22 protein-coding genes are annotated in these 19,478 nt (G+C 67.1%); 17 read left to right on the top strand and 5 right to left on the bottom strand.

Translation table 11 applies throughout. From position 1 onward, the window contains the following. Positions 1-55 precede the first annotated feature (55 nt). Positions 56-1,036 carry a diacylglycerol/lipid kinase family protein gene (locus tag A5727_RS04605; protein WP_068245186.1) on the top strand — a complete coding sequence of 327 codons (981 nt, stop codon included), beginning with the start codon at positions 56-58 and terminating at the stop codon, positions 1,034-1,036. 244 nt (positions 1,037-1,280) lie between these two features. Continuing rightward, positions 1,281-1,535 (top strand): transcriptional regulator WhiB1, encoded by a 255-nt coding sequence (gene whiB1 / locus A5727_RS04600; RefSeq protein WP_068245183.1) that lies wholly within the window; start codon positions 1,281-1,283, stop codon positions 1,533-1,535. A gap of 57 nt (positions 1,536-1,592) precedes the next feature. On the opposite strand, the gene A5727_RS04595 is transcribed toward whiB1, so the two are convergent. Both A5727_RS04595 and A5727_RS04590 read right to left on the bottom strand, forming a co-directional pair. Next, positions 1,593-3,092, bottom strand: coding sequence for a sensor histidine kinase (locus tag A5727_RS04595; RefSeq protein ID WP_068245180.1), 1,500 nt, complete (start codon positions 3,090-3,092; stop codon positions 1,593-1,595). 7 nt (positions 3,093-3,099) lie between these two features. Beyond that, a complete protein-coding gene (locus A5727_RS04590; RefSeq protein ID WP_068245366.1) occupies positions 3,100-3,315 on the bottom strand; it encodes a biotin/lipoyl-binding carrier protein in 216 nt (71 codons plus the stop codon). Between the two features lie 181 nt (positions 3,316-3,496). Here A5727_RS04590 and A5727_RS28515 point away from each other — a divergent pair, with 181 nt between their 5' ends. Further along, a complete protein-coding gene (locus tag A5727_RS28515) occupies positions 3,497-3,571 on the top strand; it encodes a 50S ribosomal protein bL37 (RefSeq protein ID WP_011728008.1) in 75 nt (24 codons plus the stop codon). A 107-nt stretch (positions 3,572-3,678) separates the two neighbouring features. Here the strand turns inward: A5727_RS28515 and rsrA are convergent, their stop codons facing one another. Together rsrA and A5727_RS04580 are read right to left on the bottom strand one after the other, a co-directional pair. Continuing rightward, complete coding sequence (gene rsrA, locus A5727_RS04585; protein ID WP_068245177.1) at positions 3,679-3,981, bottom strand: mycothiol system anti-sigma-R factor; 303 nt, start codon at positions 3,979-3,981, stop codon at positions 3,679-3,681. Then, a complete protein-coding gene (locus A5727_RS04580) occupies positions 3,978-4,628 on the bottom strand; it encodes a sigma-70 family RNA polymerase sigma factor (protein WP_197507587.1) in 651 nt (216 codons plus the stop codon). Before A5727_RS04580 ends, rsrA begins: the two co-directional genes overlap by 4 nt. A 259-nt stretch (positions 4,629-4,887) precedes the next feature. Here A5727_RS04580 and ybaK point away from each other — a divergent pair, with 259 nt between their 5' ends. After that, complete coding sequence (gene ybaK, locus A5727_RS04575) at positions 4,888-5,379, top strand: Cys-tRNA(Pro) deacylase (protein ID WP_068245170.1); 492 nt, start codon at positions 4,888-4,890, stop codon at positions 5,377-5,379. An 11-nt stretch (positions 5,380-5,390) separates the two neighbouring features. Next, positions 5,391-6,248, top strand: coding sequence for an SDR family oxidoreductase (locus A5727_RS04570; RefSeq protein WP_068245168.1), 858 nt, complete (start codon positions 5,391-5,393; stop codon positions 6,246-6,248). A gap of 9 nt (positions 6,249-6,257) precedes the next feature. Here A5727_RS04570 and pdxS read toward each other — a convergent pair whose 3' ends face one another. After that, a complete protein-coding gene (gene pdxS / locus A5727_RS04565) occupies positions 6,258-7,157 on the bottom strand; it encodes a pyridoxal 5'-phosphate synthase lyase subunit PdxS (protein WP_157521211.1) in 900 nt (299 codons plus the stop codon). Positions 7,158-7,355: 198 nt separating this feature from the next. Between pdxS and A5727_RS04560 the strand changes: the two genes are divergently transcribed. The 12 genes from A5727_RS04560 to A5727_RS04505 are packed head-to-tail and all read left to right on the top strand — an operon-like array spanning position 7,356 to position 19,329. Next, positions 7,356-7,550, top strand: coding sequence for a ferredoxin (locus A5727_RS04560; protein WP_068245165.1), 195 nt, complete (start codon positions 7,356-7,358; stop codon positions 7,548-7,550). Between the two features lie 4 nt (positions 7,551-7,554). Next, positions 7,555-8,820: an NAD(P)/FAD-dependent oxidoreductase gene (locus tag A5727_RS04555; protein ID WP_068245162.1), complete on the top strand. Its 1,266-nt coding sequence runs from the start codon at positions 7,555-7,557 to the stop codon at positions 8,818-8,820. Next, complete coding sequence (locus A5727_RS04550) at positions 8,817-10,151, top strand: glutamine synthetase family protein (protein WP_068245159.1); 1,335 nt, start codon at positions 8,817-8,819, stop codon at positions 10,149-10,151. The genes A5727_RS04555 and A5727_RS04550 overlap by 4 nt, the downstream gene beginning before the upstream one ends. A 1-nt stretch (position 10,152) precedes the next feature. Then, positions 10,153-10,860 (top strand): gamma-glutamyl-gamma-aminobutyrate hydrolase family protein, encoded by a 708-nt coding sequence (locus A5727_RS04545; protein WP_068245155.1) that lies wholly within the window; start codon positions 10,153-10,155, stop codon positions 10,858-10,860. Beyond that, positions 10,857-12,347 (top strand): aldehyde dehydrogenase, encoded by a 1,491-nt coding sequence (locus A5727_RS04540; protein ID WP_068245152.1) that lies wholly within the window; start codon positions 10,857-10,859, stop codon positions 12,345-12,347. The genes A5727_RS04545 and A5727_RS04540 overlap by 4 nt, the downstream gene beginning before the upstream one ends. Next, positions 12,344-13,162, top strand: coding sequence for an enoyl-CoA hydratase/isomerase family protein (locus tag A5727_RS04535; protein WP_197507586.1), 819 nt, complete (start codon positions 12,344-12,346; stop codon positions 13,160-13,162). Before A5727_RS04540 ends, A5727_RS04535 begins: the two co-directional genes overlap by 4 nt. Then, positions 13,159-14,382: a cytochrome P450 gene (locus tag A5727_RS04530; protein WP_068245149.1), complete on the top strand. Its 1,224-nt coding sequence runs from the start codon at positions 13,159-13,161 to the stop codon at positions 14,380-14,382. The genes A5727_RS04535 and A5727_RS04530 overlap by 4 nt, the downstream gene beginning before the upstream one ends. Continuing rightward, positions 14,379-15,101: a substrate-binding periplasmic protein gene (locus A5727_RS04525; protein ID WP_068245146.1), complete on the top strand. Its 723-nt coding sequence runs from the start codon at positions 14,379-14,381 to the stop codon at positions 15,099-15,101. Before A5727_RS04530 ends, A5727_RS04525 begins: the two co-directional genes overlap by 4 nt. After that, positions 15,098-15,841 (top strand): gamma-glutamyl-gamma-aminobutyrate hydrolase family protein, encoded by a 744-nt coding sequence (locus A5727_RS04520; protein WP_068245143.1) that lies wholly within the window; start codon positions 15,098-15,100, stop codon positions 15,839-15,841. Before A5727_RS04525 ends, A5727_RS04520 begins: the two co-directional genes overlap by 4 nt. After that, complete coding sequence (locus A5727_RS04515; protein WP_068245140.1) at positions 15,838-17,052, top strand: CaiB/BaiF CoA transferase family protein; 1,215 nt, start codon at positions 15,838-15,840, stop codon at positions 17,050-17,052. Before A5727_RS04520 ends, A5727_RS04515 begins: the two co-directional genes overlap by 4 nt. Before the next feature lie 46 nt (positions 17,053-17,098). Beyond that, positions 17,099-18,589, top strand: a complete 1,491-nt coding sequence (locus tag A5727_RS04510; protein WP_197507585.1) for an aldehyde dehydrogenase family protein — start codon at positions 17,099-17,101, stop codon at positions 18,587-18,589. Continuing rightward, complete coding sequence (locus A5727_RS04505) at positions 18,586-19,329, top strand: enoyl-CoA hydratase/isomerase family protein (protein ID WP_068245134.1); 744 nt, start codon at positions 18,586-18,588, stop codon at positions 19,327-19,329. Before A5727_RS04510 ends, A5727_RS04505 begins: the two co-directional genes overlap by 4 nt. The last annotated feature ends 149 nt before the right edge of the window (positions 19,330-19,478 follow it).

The following is a 19,478-nucleotide window of genomic DNA, read 5'->3' as shown; positions in this document are numbered from 1 at the left end:
TCCGCGCCGCGCGCGTGTTCGCGCTGGGTTGGGCTGCCCCCTAGGCTCGGAACTCGTGCGTGCCGTGCTGATCGTGAACCCCAATGCCACCTCCACCACCGCTGCGGGCCGCGACCTTCTGGCGCACGCCCTGGAAAGCCGGGTACGGCTGACCGTCGAGCACACGAATCACCGCGGCCACGCGAGCGAGATCGCCGAGAAGGCCGCCGCCGACGGCGTGGACGTGGTGATCGTCCACGGCGGCGACGGCACCGTGAACGAAGTGGTCAACGGCATGCTGGGCAAGCCGGGTCCGCTGCCGCCCCTGCGTCGCGTCCCCGCGGTCGCGGTGGTCCCCGGCGGCTCGGCCAACGTCTTCGCCCGGTCACTGGGCATTCCCGCCGACCCGGTCGAGGCGACGAACCTGCTGGTGGACCTGCTCAGCGAGCACGGTCCCGACCGCAGTTGGCGTCGCATCAACCTGATGGACTGCGGTGAGCGCTGGGCCGTGTTCACCGCCGGGTTGGGCGTCGACGGCGAGGTGGTCGCGGCCGTCGAGGCCCATCGATCGGGGAAACGCAGCGGTAAGGGCGTCTCAGCCGGCCGCTACATCAGGGTCGCGGTGCCCGCGGTGCTGCGCAGCGCCAGGCGAGAGCCCAGGCTCACACTGCACCTGCGGGACCGCGAGCCCGTCACCGGCGTGCACTTCGTGTTCGTGTCGAACTCCAGCCCGTGGACCTACGCCAACAACAGGCCGGTCTGGACCAACCCGGACTGCCGCTTCGAAGGGGGCCTGGGTGTGTTCGCGACCACAAGCATGAACGTATGGCGCAATCTGGGTCTGGTCCGCCAGATGTTGTCGAAGCGGCCGAAGATTGCTGCCAAACATCTGATTCGTGACGACAACGTGTCGTGGGTGCGGGTGACGAGCGACACGCCGGTCGCGACCCAAATTGACGGGGATTTTCTCGGCGAGCGGGAAACTATGACTTTTGCGTCAGTCTCTGACGCTTTGAGTGTTGTGGCGCCACCTGGGGAAACCGCCCCTGAACTGTGATAATGCTTTCATCTGTGATGATTTAGGGCGCAGATGGGTATGAGTGTAGTACAACGGGGTGAGGGCGCGGGAAACTGCCCCCGGCAGTGACATTGCCCACGTGTTAACTGAGTCCTATTGACATCTGTCCAGCCTCTGGAACGATCAGATGCAACAGTGCAGAAACATTCGGTGCACGTGTTGACAGCCGAAGACAAAAAAGATTGGCGCGTTTTGCTGCGCGCCCAAGTAAGGAGTAATTGCCATGGATTGGCGCCACAAGGCGGTCTGTCGTGATGAGGATCCGGAGCTGTTCTTCCCGGTTGGGAACAGCGGCCCGGCGCTCGCGCAGATCGCTGACGCGAAGCTCGTCTGCAACCGCTGTCCGGTGACCACCGAGTGCCTCAGCTGGGCGCTCGAGTCGGGTCAGGACGCCGGCGTGTGGGGCGGCATGAGCGAGGACGAGCGTCGCGCCCTCAAGCGACGCAATGCGCGCACCCGGACCCGTACCGGCGTCTGAGCAGCGCAGACATGACGAAGGCCCCGGCAACCGCCGGGGCCTTCGTCATGTTCAGGGTCACTGCGACAGGCGGGACCGTCGTCCGATGGGCACCCGCAGCACCACGTCGGTGCCTCCTTCGGGCACGTCATGCATGCCCAGTGATCCGTCGAGTTCCGCGGACACCAGCGTCCGCACGATCTGAAGGCCCAGGCGGTCGGACTTCTCGAGGCTGAACCCGGCAGGCAGGCCGCGACCGTCGTCATGCACCACGACATCGAGCCAGCGGGCTGACCGCTCCGCGCGAATGGTCACCGAACCCCGTGTCGCCCCCGGGTCGAAGGCATGTTCCAGCGCGTTCTGCACCAATTCGGTGACCACCATGATCAGCGCGGTCGCCCGGTCGGCGTCGAGCACTCCGAGCGCACCCTCGCGGGTGATCTTGATCGGAGCGTCCACGGACGCGACATCGTTCATGATCGGCAGGATGCGGTCGATCACCTGATCGAGGTTGACCTCCTCATCGACCGACATCGACAACGCGTCGTGCACCAGGGCGATCGAGGTGACGCGGCGCACCGACTCCATGAGGGCTTCGCGGCTCTCGGCATTGTTGGTCCGACGGGCCTGCAACCGCAGCAGCGCCGCGACCGTCTGCAGGTTGTTCTTCACCCGGTGGTGGATCTCACGGATCGTGGCGTCCTTGCTCAGCAGCGCCCGATCACGCCGCTTGACCTCGGTGACGTCCCGGATCAGGACCGCCGCACCTGCGGGCGCGCCGTGGGCGACCAGCGGGATCGTGCGCAACAGCACGGCGGCTCCCCCGGCGTCGACCTCCATCCGCATGCTCGACCCGCCCGCGATCGAGTCCCGGACGTGCTCGGCGAGCTCCTGCGCCTCGAACGGGTCAGAGATCAGCGGCCGCGTGATCGCGACCAGGTTGTGCCCCTCGAGTTCAGATGTGAGCCCCATCCGGTGGTAGGCCGACAGGGCGTTGGGGCTCGCGAACGCGATGTCCCCGTTGCCGTCCAGCCTGATGAACCCGTCCCCCACCCGGGGACTCGACCGTGACATCGCGAGGTCGCCGACATTGGGGAACGTGCCCTCCGACAGCATGAGCACCAGGTCACCGGCACAGTCCAGGTAGGCCTGTTCCAGCGGGCTGGACAGCCGCATCGCGGCCAGCGCGGTCTGATGCGTCAGCACGGCCACCACGGTCTGGCCGTGCTTGACCGGCACGGCCTCGATGTTGAGGCCCATCGGCCGCACGGACAGCGTCGGGCCGGGGTCGTCCTCGCGGCCGATCACTCCGGACTGAAACGCCGCGACCACCAGGGGAAGCTCGTCGGCCGACGCCGTCGTGCCGACCGCATCGCTGAGCAGGACCGTCGGCGCGGTGTTGGGCCTGCACTGCGCCACGCACACCAGGTCGCCGTCGTCGCGGCGCACCCACATCAGATAGTCGGCGAACGACAGATCCGCCAGAAGCTGCCATTCGCTGACCACGGCGTGCAGATGGTCGACCGCATCGCCGGGCAGCACGGTGTGCTCCGCGAGGAGCTCACCGAGTGTGGACACTCGCGGACTAGCTGATCACGGCGATGAGGTCGCCGGCCTGGATGACGTCACCCACGGCCACGTTGACCTTCGTGACGGTGCCTGCCGCCTCGGCCAGCACCGGGATCTCCATCTTCATGGACTCCAGCAGCACCACGGTGTCGCCCTCGCTGATCTGGTCGCCCTCGCTCACCACCACTTCGAGCACGCTGGCAACGATCTCTGCGCGAACATCCTCGGCCATCTTCACCTCATCACCGATCCAGGGCTGTTGACGCCTTATCGAACCACAACCCCGGCCTGGACCGCCCGACACCTGCCCTTGTGTTGCCCGCGGGGCAGAGCACCCCCGCGGACATGAGACAATGGGACCAACGCTGTTCGGGTCCGTCCCGAATTCGACATCTGACACCGGAGGTAATGACATGGCCAAGCGCGGCCGGAAGAAGCGTGACCGCAAGCACAGCAAGGCCAACCACGGCAAGCGTCCCAACGCCTGAGCCTGCTGATACGCAGACCGCCCGAGCTCTCATGGAGCCGGGCGGTCTTTTGTATGGTGGGTGCCCTCACAGGCCGCGCAGGCGGCCCGTGAGCGCGGGAGGCCGCCTCAGCTGTGACGGATGATGGTGGTGCGGCTGATCTCCAGCTGCAACCGCTGACGCAGTCCCTCGGGTGCCTTCTCCCCGCTGCACTTATTCGCGACGAGCTTCTTGATCCGCTCCTCGACGCCGTAGTAGCGCAGGCACGCCGGGCACTCGTCGAGATGATGCTGGAGCTTCTCCCGCGTGTCCTCGGTGCATTCACCGTCGAGCAGCGTCCACACCTCGGCGATCACCGCGGCGCATTCGGGATGCTCAGGGTCGACGGGGCCCACCGGGGGCTGCCAGCGGTCATTGTCCGCAGCGCTCATGACGACACCTCCTCGGCCTCGTCGAGTTGATGGCCCCGGATGAAACCGCGATCCTTCGCGACATCGGTCAGCAGTTCCCGCAGTTGGCGACGACCGCGGTGCAACCGCGACATCACCGTTCCGATCGGCGTATCCATGATCTCCGCGATCTCCTTGTACGGGAAACCTTCGACGTCGGCATAGTAAACCGCCATCCGGAAATCCTCAGGCAGAGCCTGCAGCGCCGCCTTGATCTCGGTGTCTGGCAATGCCTCGAGCGCCTCGACCTCAGCCGAGCGCAGTCCGGTCGACGAGTGCTCGGCGTTGGCCGCCAGCTGCCAGTCGGTGATCTCGTCGGTCGGATACTCCGCGGGCTGGCGCTGTTTCTTGCGATAGCTGTTGATGTAGGTGTTGGTCAGAATGCGGTACAGCCAGGCCTTCAGATTGGTGCCCTCACGGAATGACCGGAAGCCGGCGTACGCCTTGACCATGGTCTCCTGCAGCAGATCCTCGGCGTCGGCGGGATTGCGTGTCATCCGCAGCGCACCGCCGTAGAGCTGATCGAGCAGCGGGATCGCATCGCGCTCGAACCGCGCGGTCAGTTCGGCGTCGGTCTCCTCCGGCGCCGCCACCGCGCTCGTGCCGTCCACGTCATCCAAGTCGGTCATCGTGCCTGACACAGTCCCTTCCACCGCCGCGAACCCGCTCATCCCAACCGACCCCACTGACCCGAACGCCGCAGTCAACTGTGCCGCTGTCGGAGTTTCCAGGCATTGCAGGCTCATCTGAGGTGCCACCTGTCTCCCCTATCTGCCCAATCCTAAGGCCGTGTACCGACAAACTCGCCCTTCATGGGCGGGACTGCAGGTGAGAACAGCATCTGCGGCCGCGGTATTTCCTCGGCCGGCCCGCCGCTAGCCTTGCGCCGTGGCCAAAGCAGCAACCCCCGCGATCGCGGCCCTGGTGAGGGCCGGCGTCCCCCACGAGGTGCTCGCCTACCAGCACGACCCGCGCACCACGAACTTCGGCGCCGAGGCGGTCACCGAGCTCGCCAAGTCCCATGGCGTGCTGCCCGAACAGGTCTTCAAGACGCTGGTCATCGCGCTGCCCAAGGGCCTGGCCGTCGCCGTGCTCCCGGTGCCGGCCACGCTGTCGCTGAAGGCCGCGGCGGCCGCGCTGGGGGCGTCCAAGGCGACGATGGCCGACACCGCCGACGCGCAGCGCGCCACGGGCTACGTCGTGGGCGGCATCTCTCCGCTGGGCCAGCGAAAGAGACTGCCGACAGTCATCGACGCCTCGGCGCTGCAGTGGGAGCAGATCCTGTGCAGCGCTGGCCGGCGCGGGCTGGATCTGGCATTGGCGCCGCAGGACCTCGTCGAGATGACGCAGGCCCTGGTTGCCGACATCCGTACTGGCTAGGGTCTGAGTACATGACTGAGGATCGCCCCCTGCAGGGCAGGACCATGTTCATCTCAGGCGCCAGTCGCGGTATCGGCCTGGCGATCGCCAAGAAGGTCGCCGCCGACGGGGCCAACATCGCGTTGGTGGCCAAGACCGCCGAACCCCACCCCAAGCTGCCGGGCACCATCTACACCGCGGCCAAGGAGATCGAGGAGGTCGGCGGGCAGGCCCTGCCGATCGTGGGCGACGTCCGTGACGGGGACTCGGTGGCCGCCGCGGTGGCCGCGGCCGTCGCACAGTTCGGCGGCATCGACATCTGCGTCAACAACGCCTCAGCGATCAACCTCGGCTCCATCGAAGAGGTACCGCTCAAACGCTTCGACCTGATGAACGGCATCCAGGTGCGCGGGACCTATGCGGTGTCGCAGGCATGCATCCCGCACATGAAGGGCCGCGACAACCCGCACATCCTGACGCTGTCGCCGCCGATCCTGCTCGAGTCCAAGTGGCTGCGGCCCACGCCCTACATGATGGCCAAGTTCGGCATGACGTTGTGCGCCTTGGGAATCGCCGAGGAGATGCGCGAGGAGGGCATCGCGTCCAACACCCTGTGGCCCCGCACCATGGTGGCCACCGCGGCCGTGCAGAACCTACTCGGCGGCGACGAGTCGATGGCCCGCTCCCGCAGGCCCGAGGTGTACGCCGACGCCGCGTACGCGGTCCTGACCAAGCCCTCGAGCTTCACCGGCAACACGCTGCTGTGCGAGGACGTCCTGGTGGACGCCGGCGTCACCGACCTCTCGGTGTACGACTGCGTTCCGGGATCCGAACTCGGGGTCGACTTCTGGGTCGAGGGCGCCAATCCCCCGGGTTACACCGGGCCGTGACCGCAGGGGTCACCAGCCGCGTTCGGCGAGGCGGTGCGGGGCCGGAATGTCGTCGACGTTGATCCCGACCATCGCCTCACCCAGCCCGCGGGAGACCGTGGCCAGCACATCCGGATCGTCGTAGAAGGCGGTCGCCTTCACGATCGCGGCCGCCCGCTCGGCCGGATTACCGGACTTGAAGATGCCTGAGCCCACGAACACACCCTCGGCGCCCAGCTGCATCATCATGGCCGCATCCGCCGGGGTGGCGATGCCGCCCGCGGTGAACAGCGTGACCGGCAGCCTGCCGGCTCGAGCCACCTCGACCACCAGGTCATAAGGGGCCTGCAGCTCCTTGGCCGCCACGTACAGCTCATCCTCGCTCAGCGAGGTCAACCGGCGGATCTCCCCACCGATCCTGCGCATATGGGTGGTCGCGTTGGAGACGTCGCCGGTACCCGCCTCACCCTTGGACCGGATCATCGCCGCACCCTCGGCGATCCGCCGCAACGCCTCGCCCAGATTCGTCGCCCCACACACGAACGGCACCGTGAACTTCCACTTGTCGATGTGATTCGTGTAATCCGCCGGGGTCAGCACCTCGGACTCGTCGATGTAATCCACACCCAGGCTGCCCAGGATCTGCGCCTCCACAAAATGCCCGATCCGTGCCTTGGCCATCACCGGAATCGTGACCGCATCGATGATGCCGCAGATCATGTCCGGATCCGACATGCGCGACACCCCACCCTGAGCACGGATATCCGCCGGAACCCGCTCCAGAGCCATCACCGCCACCGCGCCAGCCGCCTCGGCAATCCGCGCCTGCTCAGGCGTGACCACGTCCATGATCACCCCGCCCTTGAGCATCTCGGCCATCCCACGCTTGACCCGTACGGTGCCGGTCAGGCCACAATCTCCAACGCCCACAACACTTTCCCTTCTCGACAGCGCAGACAGGCCACGAGGACCGGGCAGACACCGCCGATCCGCCAAACCTGGGCACATCGCCGGATTTCGCCTCTTGACTTTAAACATATGAAGTATAAAGTTTACGACACACAGCAGTGACCACCATCACTCGGCGAGGCCGCCCGGCCCGATGCCACACCATCCCCAGGAGCAGAGATGCACGTAGAAGTCGACTGGAAGCGTTGCGAGAACCATGGCCAGTGCGCCATCTCGGCTCCCGATGTCTTCGCCATCGGCGATGACGGAACGTTGTCCTTCGATCCGACCCAGGTGGAGGCCCATGCCGACGAAGTCGAGGAGGCCGCCGACGTCTGCCCCGTCCAGGCCATCCTGATCAGCGCCGGCCAGTAACAGCATGGCCGCCACCTCCCTCCCCGTCGTCGTGGTCGGGGCATCGATGGCCGGCCTGCGGACGTGCGAACAACTGCGATCCGCCGGCTGGGACGGCCCGCTGACCGTCATCGGCGCCGAAGCGCACATGCCCTACAACCGGCCTCCTCTGTCCAAACACACCGGCCCGGCGCCCCGCAGCGTCGAGGAATGGCTGCAGGGCACCGAGTTCCGCCGACGCGCCAGCCTCGACGACACGTCCTGGCGGCTCGGAATCGCGGCGCACCGCGTGGACCTGGGTGCACAGACGCTGACCCTGGCCGATGGATCCCAACTCGACTACGCGGGTCTGGTCATCGCAACCGGTCTACGGCCCCGCCGCCTTCCCGCCACCGCGGCCGCGGCCCGACGCCATGTCCTGCGGACGATCGACGACGCCGCGGCGCTGTACCCCCAACTTCAGCCCGGGCGCCGGGTGGTGGTGATCGGTGGCGGCTTCATCGGATGCGAAATCGCCGTCACTGCTGTCGGTCACGGATGCCAGGTCACCGTCGTCGAGCCACAGCCGGCACCGATGTGGGCGGCGTTCGGCCCGGACCTGAGCACCGCGGTCGCAGCTGTCCACCAGGACAACGCGATCACCTTCCGAACTGGTGTACAGGTGTCGGCGATCAGCGACGAGCCCGCCGAAGCCGTCATCACACTCTCCGACGGCACCGACCTGGCCGCCGATGTCATCGTGGAATCCGTTGGCAGCCAACCCAATGTCGAATGGCTGGAGGGCAACGGCCTGGACCTCACCGACGGCGTGCTCTGCGATGAACATCTGAGCGTGGTGGGCGGTGCGACCGCGCCGGCGCGCAACGTCATCGCCGTCGGTGACATAGCCCGCTTCCACAATCCGCGGTTCGGTGGAGCACCGCGACGCGTCGAACACTGGTTCATGCCCAATGATTCCGCCAAACACGGCGCCCGCGCCCTGGTCGCGTCCCTGACCGGTGAACCCGGACCCGAACAGCCCTTCGCCCCGGTACCCAGCTTCTGGAGCGACCAGGGCGAACTGCGAATCCAGGGGTTCGGGGTTCCCTCCATCGCCGACATCAGCGAAGTCGTAACCGGCACACTCGATCCCGATGGACTACGGGCCGGCGCGGTCATCGAGTACCGCCGCGACGACGCCCTCGTCGCCATCGTCTCCATCAACATTCCACCGAGCCAGCAGTCTGTGCATCGCAGCGCACTGGCCCGCGCAACCGACCCGTTCGCCACGCCCACAGGAGCCAAAGCATGACAGCACTCAGCGATCATCAGGAACAGAACAGTCGTATACCCGCGGAGATCACCGCAGCCATCGAAGCCGGTGTCGAGACGATCTACTACCAGATCGTCACGCTGAGCGGGAAGATCATGGCCAAGATCTCGCCGGCCGCCCAACTGGCCCGCAACCTGGAGAACGGCATCCTGATGCACCGTTCCGCGGTCGCCGACTTCCATTCCGCGCTCGACGGAGAGCTCCTGGGCGGCGGCCCGGCCGCGCCGGAGTTCCAGGCGATTCCCGATCTGGACACCTTCACCGTCCTGCCCTGGGATCCCAAGGCGGCCCGGTTCATGTGCTCGATCTACGAACCCGATCACCGTCCCGGTATCGGCGGGTCACCGTTCGCCGGCGATGCCCGCGGACACCTGCGCCGGGTACACAGCGGATTCCGGGAGCAGACCGGCATGGAGATGCGCACCGGTTGCGAGCCCGAGATGACCTGGCTCGGTGAGGAATTGGCTGTTGTCAGCCGGCCCGGCGAGAACCCGTCCTACGAGTTCGAACAACTCGAGCGGATGCGCCCGATCTATCAGCAGCTAATCCGTTACGCCACCGCCTTCGGCTTCACCATGATCGAGGGCGATTACGAGGATGCCGGTCAGCTGGAACTGAACTGGATGTTCGATTCAGTCGAACTGACCGCTGACCGGCTGATCACCTACCGGATGATCTGCCGGCAGGTCGCCCGCGAATTCGGTGTGACCGCCTCCTTCATGCCCAAGATCGCCCCCGGGGTGATGGGCACCGGATGCCACCACAACATCAGCCTGTGGCGTGACGGAGTCAACGCGTTCTGCGAGCCGGGACGCTCCGAGTTGCACCTGACTCCGGTCGCCCGATACGCGCTGGGCGGCATGCTCAACCACGCCACCGAATCGATGATCGTGATGGGCTCGACCGTCAACAGCTACAAACGTTACTGGGACGCAGGCCAGTTCGCTCCGACCCAGATCGACTGGGGTATGGAGGACAAGACCTGCACGGTGCGACTGTCCGGGAACGGCAGACTGGAATACAAGCTGCCCGATTCGGCCGTGAACCCCTACCTGTCACACGCACTGCTGCTGGCCCAGATCGAGGACGGCATCAACAACGAGACCGATCCGGACAGCGTCGGTGTGCAGACCATCCCACGCACACTGGGCGAGGCAGTCCAACTGTTCGCCGAGGGCAAGTTCGTCAAGTCTTCGCTCACCCCGGAACTTGCCGGCCTGCTGATCGCGCTCAAGAACGACGAATGGGCCCGCTACTGCGGCACGGTCACCGACTGGGAGCGCAGCATGTATCTGCAGGCAGGCGTCTGACATGCGCCCACCCATCGCGATCGCGGCCATGCGTTCACCCAAGGTCGACGGATTGCGCCGAGCGGGCATCGTCGCCTCGCAGAAGGTCGCCGAGGCCGTCTACCGGGCAGGTGGGGAGCCGGTGATCCTGGCCCCGATGGCCACCGATCATCGGCATCCGCTGGATGCCTACCGCGGCATCGTGCTTCCCGGCGGCCGCGACCTGGACCCGGCGTACTACGGGGCATCGGCCGACGAACACCCGTCGCACGGGCCGTACGACCCGGTCCATGACGCAGTGGACCTGCAACTCGCCCGCGACGTCGTCTCCAGCGGCATGCCCGCGCTGGCGATCTGCCGCGGCATGCAGGTGCTCAACGTCGCCCTCGGCGGCACGCTGATCACCGATCTGCCGGCCTCCGAGGTCGATCACGGCCACGGATTCCACGACGTCACACTGGACCACGGCTCCGCGGTGGCCCGGGTCATGCAAACCACCCACGCCTCGGTGTCCACCTACCATCACCAGGCCGTCGACCAACTCGGCCGCGACCTCACAGTCGTCGGCCGCGCCGCGGACGGCTGCATCGAAGCCATCGCACACCGCACCAGTCCGGTGCTGGCCGTGCAGTGGCATCCGGAGGACGACGCCGAGGAGACGGCGTACGAACAAGCCCTCTTCGACGCCATCGTCGACCCGGCCCGACTACTGACCGGAGTTCTGTCATGACCGCCACCCTGATGGACAACATCAGCGCCACCCGCGACCTGATCAGCCGCGTCGACTGCTTCATCGACGGCAGGTTCGTCCCCGCCCAGAGCGGGCAACGCTTCCCCAGCGTGTCACCGCGCGACGGCCAGATCATCGCCGAGATCGCCGCCGGCGACACCACCGACGTCGACCGTGCCGTGCGGGCCGCCCGAGACGCCTTCGCCGACGGACGGTGGGCCCGACAGCATCCCCGGCAGCGCCGGGCCGTCCTGCAGCGGCTGGCCCGCCTGGTCGAGGAACACAAACACGAGCTCGCCCTGCTGGAGTCCTGGGACATGGGCAAGCCGGTGTCCGATGCGATCGGCGTGGACATGCGGGTGGTGGTGCAGTCATTCGACTTCTTCGCCGAAGCGATCGACAAGCGTTATGACGAGATCGGACCCAGCGATCCCAGCGTGCTGTCGATGATCACCCGGGAGCCCGTCGGCGTGGTGGGCGCCATCGTGCCGTGGAACTTCCCGTTGATGCTGACCGCGTGGAAGGTCGCCCCAGCACTGGCCATGGGCAACTCGGTGGTCCTCAAGCCGGCCGAACTGTCTTCGCTGACCGCATTGCGGTTCGCCGAACTGGCCGTCGAAGCCGGCCTGCCCGACGGTGTGTTCAACGTGGTCCCCGGATTCGGGCAGACGGCGGGCTCGGCACTGGCCCGGCACAACGACGTCGACCTGCTGTGCTTCACCGGGTCGGGTCCCGTCGGCCGCCAACTGCTGCGGGATGCCGCCGACAGCAACATCAAGCAGGTCGCACTCGAACTCGGCGGCAAGAGCCCGCAGATCGTCATGCCCGACGCGCCAGACGTCGACCAGGTCGCCGACGGTGTGGCCGGCGGAATCTTCTTCAACCAGGGACAGATCTGTTCGGCCGGTTCCCGTTTGATCGTGCACCGGTCACGTTATGACGAGCTCGTCGACGCGGTCGTGGCGCGGACCCAGAACTGGTTGCCCGGCGACCCGCTGGACCCCGCCACCGCACAGGGCGCCATGGTCGAGGAACGGCACCTGCAACGGGTCCTCGGCCACATCGACGCGGCCCGGGCCTCCGGTGCCGAAATCCTCACCGGCGGTGAACGCGCCGAAGTGATCCCCGGCGGCTCCTACCTGCAGCCGACCGTGATCACCGGCGCGCCAGAGGATTCCGCTGCCGCCCAGGAGGAGATCTTCGGTCCGGTACTGGTCGTCCTGCCGTTCGACACCACCGAGGAGGCCGTCGCCATCGCCAACGGCACCCCCTACGGTCTGGCGGCCTCGGTGTGGACCACCGATCTGTCCACCGCGCACACCGTGTCCCGCGACATCCGGGCGGGCACCGTGTTCGTCAACTGTTACGACGCCGCCGATGTGTCGGTGCCGTTCGGCGGTTACGGTCAGTCCGGATTCGGCCGGGACAAGTCCCTGCACGCACTGGAGAAGTACTCACAGCTCAAAACCACCTGGATCCAGCTGTGAGCGGCGTGACGGTCAGTGTCGACGCCTTCGGTGTCGCGGAGTTGGTGATGTGCCGCACCGAGGCGCGCAACGCTCTGTCGACCGAGCAGGCCGACCAGATCGCCTCGGCAGCAATCGAACTGAACAGCCGTCCCGACGTCCGGGTCGTGGTGATGAGTTCGGCTGACCCCCGTTTCTTCTCGGTGGGCGCCGATCTCAAGGAGCGCCGCAGCCTCGATGAGCCGGGACTGCTGGCGGCCCGCGGCCACTCGACCGCGGCCACCCAGGCGCTGCTCGATCTGGCTGTGCCCACTCTTGCCGCGGTGTCCGGGATGGCGCTGGGCGGCGGACTGGAACTCGCGCTCACCTGTGATGTGGTGGTCGCCGACAGCACGGCGCTGGTGGGTCTGCCCGAGACCGGTGTCGGCATCATCCCCGGCGGCGGTGGCACCCAGTTGCTGCCCCGCAGGATCGGTATCGGCCGGGCCGCCGAATTGATCTTCACCGGCCGGCGGCTGTCGGCCGCCGAGGCACACGGTTACGGCATCGTCGACGTGCTGGTCGACGACGATGCCGTCGGTGCGGCCCTTCAGTTGGCCACGACCATCGCGGCCAAGAGCCCGAATGCGCAACGAAACGCCAAAGCCGCCCTGCGAAACGGCCAGGACCGGCCGCTGGCCGAAGCACTGTCGGTGGAGGACGGCCAGTGGCGGTCCTCGGCCTGCTCGGCGGACTACCGGGAGGGCTTGGCCGCCTTCGCCGAGAAACGCCCGCCCGACTGGCCATCACCATCCCTCTCCCCCGTTCCGCCCCGCACCACAGGAGACACCCCATGAGCACGGATGTACAGACCGCGACGATCGCCGAACCGCCCTTCCTCGACATGGCGGATCCGAACTTCTCGATGCGTTCCGAGGAGGCCCTGGCCGCCCGGGCCCAGAGCTGGTATGCCCGTACCCCTTACGGCCTCGCGGTGCTGCGCTACGACGAGATGGCCAAGCTGCTCAAGGACCGCCGGCTGCGGCAGGGCAGCTGGGCCTGGCCGGACAAGAACGGCGTCACCGAGGGACTGTTCCACGAATTCTGGCGCTCCACCCTGATCAACTTCGAAGGACCGGATCACGCCCGGCTGCGGCGGCTGCACAACCCGGCCTTCTCCCCCCGGCTCATCGAGGGCCTGGTCCCCCGGTTCCAGGCGCTCGCCAACGAACTGATCGACAACTTCATCGAACGCGGTGAGTGCGAATTCGTCTCAGAGTTCGCCGAGCCGTATGCCGCGCGGGTGATCGCCATCCTGCTCGGCATCCCGGAAACCGAGTGGAAGCGCATCGCGGAATGGTCCTCGGTGGTCGGACTTGCGCTCGGCGTCACGATCCGCGACGACCTGGACCGCATCGAGGCCGCCATGGCCGGTCTGAACAAGTACGCCGAGGACCTCATCGCGGATCGCACGCAGAATCCGAAGGACGACTTCGTCACCAAGCTGGTTCAGGCAGCCCAGGACGAGGCCAAGATGTCGCGCCTGGAACTGCGGACGGCCCTGGTGAACGCGATCTTCGCCGGCATGGACACCACCCGCAACCAGGTCAGCCTGGCAATGTCGACCTTCCTCGACCACCCCGACCAGTGGGAGCTGCTGGCCGCGCGGCCCGAGCTGGGCCGTGCCGCGGTGGAAGAGGTCATGCGGGTGGCCCCGACCGTGACCTGGGTGACCCGGGAGGCCTTGGAGGACTTCGAATTCCAGGGTGTGCAGATCGCCAAGGGCACCACAGTCCACCTGCTCAGCGGGCTGGCCGGAACCGACGACACCGGCAATGTCGACGTCTCGTTCGACATCACCGGGGAACGCCGGCCGCATTTCGGGTTCGGCGGCGGTGTCCACCACTGCCTGGGTCACTTCATCGCCCGCAGTGACATGAGCGAGGCGCTGCCCCTGCTCGCGCAGCGGCTGATCTCACCACGTCGCGCCCCAGGTGAGAAGTGGTTACCCGACAGCGGCAACACCGGGCCTGTCGTCCTGCCCATCACCTTCACCCCGGGCCAGGTGACCCGATGACCTCACCGCTGCGCCTGATCTGCGTCAACATCGAGTCCCCCCCACTGTTCACCAAGGCGACGGCCGAAGCCGACCGCGTCGGCTATGAGGTCGACGTCGCGCACGCGATCGCCGCAGAGATCGGCCGCGAGGTGCAGTGGGTGCACCTGCCGTGGAGCGAGATGATCCCGGCACTCAACGACGGTGCCGGGGACGCGATCCTGTGCGGCCAGGGCATCACCGAGCACCGCAGCACGCTGGTGTCGTTCACCCGCCCGTACGCGGTGTTCGACGAGGCCATCCTGGTGCGCCGCGGCGAGGGCATCACCTGCGCCGCCGATCTGGTCGGCAAGCGGGTCCTGGCCATCGCCGATTCGACCAATATGGCGCTGGCCCAGACCTTCACCGGAGCAGAGGTCGTACCCTTCGATGCCAGCGGCGAGGATGTCCTCGGCGAACTGGTGGCGGCCCTGAGGTCCGGCGCGGTGGACGCCGTGGTCGACGACGAGGTGGCCCTGCAACCACTCACCGACGCCGAGGATCTCGCCATCGCATTCTCAGTCCCGACCGGCAACCGCTGGGCGCTGGCCGTGGCCCAGGACAAACCCGCGGTGCTGCAGACCCTCGACGAAGGGCTGGCACAGGCACTGGCCAACGGCACCATTCACGACGCCTGGCAGCGTTGGTTGCCCGGTCTGCGCTATCCCTTCCCCGCGCCCGACATGGGAGTCCGGTCGTGACCACCGTGCTGGTGATCGGATCGGCCGACGACCAGAGCCTGCCCGCTCCGTTCCTGCGGTTGTCCATCGCCGCCGAACGCGCGGTCCGGAAGAGCCTGCAGACCCGTGGAGTCGACGTCCGATTCGTCGACACGGCACATCCCCCGTATCCCGGTCTGAGTGAAAGCTTTGATGGGGCAAGCGGTTTGGTGATGCTGGGTGGCGGAGACATCGACCCGACACTGTACGGGCTGCCGGCCGACCAGCCCGGCCTCTACGGGGTCAACCGCACCATCGACGAGTACGCCATCGCCGCGGTGCGCACGGCCCGCGACAACGGCGTTCCCATCCTCGGCATCTGCCGCGGATCACAGCTGATCAACGTGGCCTACGGCGGTTCGCTGATCCCCGACATCGTCGACTGGGCGATACACCACGGGCCCACGACGGATACGATCTTCATCTCCGAACGGATTTCGCTGGCACCGGCGTCTCGGCTGGCCGGGATCTTCGGAACCCAGACGCTGATCGTGAAGTCCGGTCATCACCAGGCCGTCGACCGGGTGGCCGATGGCTTCGTCAGCGCCGCGACCGCTGACGACGGAATCGTCGAAGCCATCGAGTCGACTGACCCCACAGAGTGGATCGTCGGGATCCAGTGGCACCCCGAACACGCCGAAGCGGATCCTCGCGCACTTGACCAACTGTTCGATGCCTTCGTCTCCGAAACTGAACGCTGCGCCGCAGGAGTGAGCCGATGAGTTCCACCCAGAACGCCGAGGCGGGCCATGACCTCCCACTGGCCGGCGTGCGAGTCCTCGACTTCACCCGGATCCTGTCCGGACCGTACTGCACGCTCTTCCTCGCCGAACTCGGTGCCGAGATCATCAAGATCGAACGGCCCGGGGTCGGTGACGACACCCGGGCCTGGGGCCCGCCCTTCATCGACGACCGGGACGAGATCAGCGCCTACTTCGCCGCGCTGAACCGCGGCAAGTCCTCGGTTGCACTGGATTTCACCACTGAGCCCGGGCGCGAACTGGTGCACAGACTGGTGACCGACTGCGACATCGTGGTGGAGAACTTCCGCCCCGGAGTCGCCGAGCGGTACGGCCTGGACCATGACACCCTGGCTGCCCACAATCCGGCCGTCGTCACCTGCGCCATCTCCGGTTTCGGCCGCAGCGGTCCGTATGCCGGATACCCCGGCACCGAGATCGTCGTCGAAGGCATGTCCGGCCTGATGAGCGTCACAGGATCACGCCACGGTGAACCGGCCCGCTTCGGTATCGCCATGACCGACATCGCCACCGGGCTGACCGCGGCCGGCCAGATCATCGCCGCGCTCGGGGTGGCCCGCAACAGCGGCGTCGGCACCCACATCGACACCTCCCTGTACGAAACCGCGGTCGGCGTCCTGGGCACCCTGGTGGCCTCGGTGAGTGTCAGCGGCGAGGTGCCGGGACGATGGGGGTCCCACCATCCGTCGATCGTGCCGTACGGCGGCTTCCCCACCGCCGACGGCGACGTCATCACCGGCACGGTCAACGACCGGATGTGGCCGACACTCTGCCGCGCGATCGGTGCCGAGCATCTGCTCGACGATCCTGAACTGGCCACCAATGCCGGCCGGGTCCGCCACCGGGATCGAGTCGAGAGTGCCGTCGCGGCAGCGACTTCTGGATTCAAGACCGAGGAACTGACCCAGATCCTGCTCGACGCCGGATTGCTGGCTGCACCGATCCGGACGGTCGCCGACATGGTCGAAGACCCGGCCACTCACGAGCTCGGGGTGTTCAACCGCACGCACGACTACCCCGGACTGCTGACCTCGCGACTGACCGGCCCCGGAGTCGACTCGGGCACCGGCCGGGTGCCCGCCGTCGGCGCCGACACCCACCGAGTGCTCGCCCGTCACGCCGGGCTCACCGACGAGGAACTCTGCCGACTACACGCGGCCGGCGTGCTGTGACCTCAGCCCCGACAACTCGATCTCACACCGAAAGGACGACCACGCCGTGACGACCACCAGCACGACAACGACCACCAGCACACCGAGTGTGCACGCGCCCGTACCGCTCAACCACATCGGTGGTCAATGGCGCGCCGCCGAAGCGAGTTGGACGCTGCAGAACCCCGCCGACATCCGGCAGACGGTGGCCACCGTGCCCTCGGCCAGCGCCGCGGACATGGCCGAGGCCATCGAGACCGCCGCCGGCGCGGCGAAGGCCTGGGGCCGGACCTCGGCCTTCGAACGTGGCGACATCGTGGCCCGTGCCGCAGAGATCATGCTCACGCGCCGTGAGGAGTTCGCCCGTGCCATCACCCTGGAGATGGGCAAACCGATCACCGAGTCCCGCGTCGAGGCCGGCCGGATGATCGAGCAGACCCGTTACTTCGCCGGCACCGCCCGCCACCCGGACGGATACACCGCAAATCTGGCAACACCGCAGGAGTACGGCTACACCTTCCGTGCTCCGCTGGGTGTGGTCGGGCTGATCTGCCCGTGGAACTTCCCCGCCATGATCACCAACTGGAAGCTGGCGCCCGCGCTGGTGTACGGCAATGCGGTGGTGCTCAAGCCTGCCGAGATCGCCCCGTTGACGGCGACGCTGTTGGTGCAGACGTATCTGGAGGCCGGAGTTCCACCCGAAGTGCTCAACCTGGTGCTGGGTTCGGGATCCGTGGTCGGTCCGGTGCTGACCTCACATGCCGCAGTGGCCGGCATCAGCTTCACCGGGTCGACCGCGACCGGCCTGCGAATCGCGGCTCAGGCCAGCGCCCACGCCATTCGCACCCAATGCGAGATGGGCGGTAAGAACGCTCTGGTCGTGATGCCCGATGCCGATCTGGACCAGGCGATCTCGGCGATCATGGTGGGCGGCTACGGCACCTCGGGCCAGCGGTGCACGTCGAGCAGCCGGGTGTTGGCGCACCGCGAGATCATCGACGAGGTCCAGCAGCGACTGGAGGCCGCGGTGGACCAGTTGGTGGTCGGACCCGGCCTGGACGAGTCCACCACCATCGGACCGATGGCATCGCAGCAGCAGTTCAACGCCAGCCGCGAGGTCCTGGAAGCCGCCGTACGTGACGGCGCCAAGGTGGTCCGCGGCGGCGGTGTCATGTCCGATGGCGATCACGCCCACGGCTGGTACCTGGAGCCGACCCTGCTGCGCGCCCCCAACGAAGGCGCGGCGATGCACGAGGAGATCTTCGGGCCCGTCGTCTCGGTCCACGAATTCGACACCATCGATGACGCCATCGCACTGAACAATGCTGTGCAGTACGGACTCTCGGCCGCCATCTACACCAGCGACCTCACCGCTGCCCAGCGGTTCATCCATGAGTCCGACACCGGCATGGTGCACGTCAACCGGCCCACAGTCGGCGCCGAGGCGCACCTGCCCTTCGGAGGGGCCAAGGCATCGGCGCTGGGAAGTGCGGAGCTCGGCAGCGCCGTGCAGTTCTACACCAAGACCCGGGCCGCCCACGTGAAGTGGACGGCATGAGCGAGCAGGGAGCCGACATGGCGGAAGTGGTGATCGAGCATCCGGCACCGGGCGTGGCCCTGATACGGATGCAGGCCCCGGAACGAAAGAACGCGCTCACCGGGGACAGTGCCCGCGCCCTGCTGGCGGCTCTGCGCAGCGTCGATGACGACGCCACGATCGGCGCGCTGGTGCTGGCCGGAACAGCCGATGCGTTCTGCGCCGGCGCGCATCGCGAGCTGTTGAGTGCGGTCGGACATGGTGAACCGCAGGCCCTTTCCGACATTGCCAACGTCTATGAGCTGTTCGAGGTGATGCGCAACAGCCGGGTCCCGATCATCGCGGCGGTGCGCGGTGCGGCCGTGGGTGCCGGGCTCAATCTCGTACTGGCCGCCGACGTGCGGGTGGTGGCCGAGGATGCCTATCTGCGTTCCATGTTCGTGGCCAACGGAATTCACCCCGGAGGCGCCCACCTGCAGATGCTGCACCGGATCGGCGGGCGAGAGGCGGCCACGCTGATGGCCGTGCTCGACGACCCGGTCAGCGGCGCCGACTTCGCCCGTCGCGGCTGGGCGGCTGACGCCCTGCCCGGCACGGAAGTGGAAGCGCGTGCCGTGGCACTGGCCCAGCGTGCCGGCCGGGCGCCCGCCCTCGCCCGGCTGATCAAGGCGAGTGCGAGTGCGACGCTGGACATGGCGTCGGCGGAAGCCGCTGCGTTCGAAGGCCGACACCAACGAAGAACACTTTCTTCATCCACCTGAGAGCCGAAAAGCATTGCAGATCAGCGAAAAACGCCACACGACCGAGATAAAACAATTAACCTCATAGTTCTACTGTTTAACGTAGGCCGAACCCCTCGGAACGCCTCGACAGCAGACCCCCATCCCTTCCCTCACTCCTCAGGAGATCC

This window comes from Mycobacterium sp. ACS4331 (assembly GCF_001667265.1).
Lineage (GTDB): Bacteria > Actinomycetota > Actinomycetes > Mycobacteriales > Mycobacteriaceae > Mycobacterium.
Note: the sequence above shows the minus strand (reverse complement) of the source record. Positions and strands in the feature narration are given on the sequence as shown.